This is a genomic window from Rickettsia endosymbiont of Ixodes scapularis (assembly GCF_000160735.1).
Classification (GTDB): Bacteria; Pseudomonadota; Alphaproteobacteria; order Rickettsiales; family Rickettsiaceae; genus Rickettsia; species Rickettsia tamurae.
Map to the genome: position 1 here is coordinate 923,618 of NZ_CM000770.1, position 2,866 is coordinate 926,483.

A 2,866-nucleotide genomic window follows, 5' to 3' on the forward strand; every position below is an offset into this window, starting at 1 on the left:
TTCATTCCAATGAGAATATATAAAAGGGATTATACTATCTTCTAGTAATAATCTTAAATCAGTATTAGAAATACTTCTGGTGTTAACTATCTTATCCCTTAAAAACTCATAAATTACACTTTTTTCATAATCCCTTCCATAAAAGTAACATAATTTACCAAATATTTCTTTAATATTATTAAATTCTTGGTTACTTAGGCTATATTTTAAAGATTTTAAAAATACAGATACTGGTACAACATGATTATTTTCATTACCACTAGTAATTCTTTCTAACTTACTTACCTGAATTGTAAATTTATTCTTTTCCTCTATTACAGATAAGTTTATTTTAAGTTTATCAGTACGATATTCCTTTAATTCTTCAAATATTTTATCTCTTTGTTTATCAGTTGAAGCAAGTACCCATAATGCCTTATCTATTGCCCGAGCATCTTGCTTATTTAGATTGTCATATCTACTCTGTACACTCTTAATGTCCTTTAAAAAAGTTTTATATGTTTCATCTGTTCTATCAAAATTATTATGATCATTCTCATCAAAATCGGGATCCACTACTCTGTCATCATTTGCTTCAGGATTATTTTGGCTAGTTACCTTAATATAAGATTGTATATGCTCTGCTAATACACTATCTTTAAATAAATCTTTTACCTTATCTTTTGTTATATTGGTATTTATTCTGGTACTTTTACCTATATCTTTTAAGTATTCTTTTATTGTATCTAACCTTTTTTCTCTAATAAGCGGTAATATCTCTTGTTGAGTTATTAATAAATTTTTATCAATAGAAGCAACTCCTAAATAACCTAAAGCCTCATTCATTTTACTATTTAGTTCTCTTATTGCCTGAGTACTGTGCTCAGGATAATATTTATCTTTGTACTTTATAAACTCATCATATAAATCTTGAGTATCTTCTTCACTTCTAAAAAAATCTAAAATTGCTTCGGCTTCCTTCTTCAACCATTTCTTCAAACACTTCTGCACAATATCGCGATCAAATATAGATTTCTTATGTGTCTTTAATATATGTGCTAAATAAGTTGCTGATATTTTATCATGTTTTTGATATTTCTGTAATGCATTATCTTGCAACCAACCATTAATGCCTCGTAAAAACTCAGTTTTACTACGTTCATCTTGAGTTAAAAAATAACCATTAATATTCTGTACTAATTTTTCATCTTGTGGTGCTAGAGGTTGTGCAGCTTGTGGCATAATATTTCCTTGTTTTCGTTAATTATTCAATATTACCTATTAAATCTAATTCAATATTCTCTTGATGATGAAAGTGAACAGTAGGTACAACAAAATTACCTACCAGTAAGTCTGCTTGATCCTCATTATTAACACAATTATTGTCTGCTTTGTTGTATATATTAATGTTTTGTATATTATTGCTGGCCGCATCATCATTAATATTATTATTCTGCTGAGCTTGTACTGGATTTATCTTTCCTTCTATTATTGCTATTAAATCTTTAGATATCTTGTCACTCTTAGATAACTGATTAATGCTACACAACTGTTCTTGCTTTAACTTATCCCAAATACTTGGTATGTTGCTTATTAAGAATGCATATCCATCGGAAATTTTTTGTATATAATTATTATATTCTATCTTAGTGCTAAGTAATTTAGCAATATTTAGTTCTTCTGTAAAACGGCCTTGATAATAAATATTATTATAAAAATGTACCCAAAACTTATTTTTTATTTCTTCATTAAAATAATCTACTAACTTTGCAAAATCTTTGGACTTATCTTTAGCTTCTTTAAATAATTCTAAATCCCATTTTTCTACTGCTTTTGCAAATATTTCAATAGCTTCCCTATCATTTAATTTTACTTCCTTGTTATTACGTGTCCTTCCCTCATTATCTATTACACTTATATCCCAAGATAAGTTTTTTTCTCCTTTTTCGCTTTTTTTAACAGCTCTAGTAATTAGCTGTTCTACTACTTTACATATTATTTCTTCGTGCTCGATAGTATCTTTTATGTGATCTATTATATCTAATATTTCATCTTCTGCACTACTATAATTACCTTTCCCTTCATTATTTTGAAACTCAATTTTATACTTATCTACAATTTCTTGGTGAGCAATTTTATAGTTACTACTTGGTACTTCAATGACTTTTTTAATATCCTCATCTATATTTATTGGATTATCAATATTATTGATTCTTAGCTTAATTACTTCTATAAACTTACCAATATCTATTCCTTCACTTTTTATTAATGTTCCACTTCTTCTTTTGGATAATATATTTATATCTATGTCATTAAACATACTATCTTCATTAAGTTGGCTAAAAAGCTCAAATACACAGCCATAGTCTATTAAAGCAATTATTTTAATTGCCTGTTGTCCACCATCTTGTGTAAAGAATCTAATAATAGAAGCTGCTGTAATAATAGCATTATTATCTTTTTGTCCAAGTATATAAAATTTTTCTGTTAATTGTGATGATTCAAATTTATAGAGATCAAATTTTAATTTCTTTATTAATTTTTTTTGTTGTTTATTCCATTGCTCTTCTTTTTCCTTATTAACATCATAATCAAAGATATCTACATCTATTACTTTATCTTGCATATGATGTAACAATACCAACTTAATATTTTTATTGGAATAGAGTTCTGTATTAGTTAACATATTATTAGAGTCCCGATTAGTTGAATATTTTTCAGAATCATCTACTAGTTTACTTTTCTTATTTATTGTATTAATTTGTATACTCTCCTTGATTACACAATCCAATTTTCTTTTAGTCATGTTTAACCACCATGAAATAAGTTTAAAAAAATTATATCATCCTATTGCCATAATTTTAGTATTAAAATTATTAACTGTAAA

At 26.4% G+C, this 2,866-nt stretch carries 2 protein-coding genes; both read right to left on the bottom strand.

Features of this window, described 5'->3' with window-relative positions:
- Positions 1-1,221 (bottom strand): hypothetical protein (locus REIS_RS04695; RefSeq protein WP_008580127.1); only part of this gene is annotated, 1,221 nt, incomplete at its 3' end.
- 22 nt (positions 1,222-1,243) lie between these two features.
- Positions 1,244-2,785: a hypothetical protein gene (locus tag REIS_RS04700; RefSeq protein ID WP_037214484.1), complete on the bottom strand. Its 1,542-nt coding sequence runs from the start codon at positions 2,783-2,785 to the stop codon at positions 1,244-1,246.
- Positions 2,786-2,866 lie beyond the last annotated feature (81 nt).

Coding starts and splice junctions, on each gene's coding strand:
- REIS_RS04700 (WP_037214484.1), bottom strand. CDS start 2,785: ATGACTAAAAGAAAATTGGATTGTGTAATCAAGGAGAGTATACAAATT.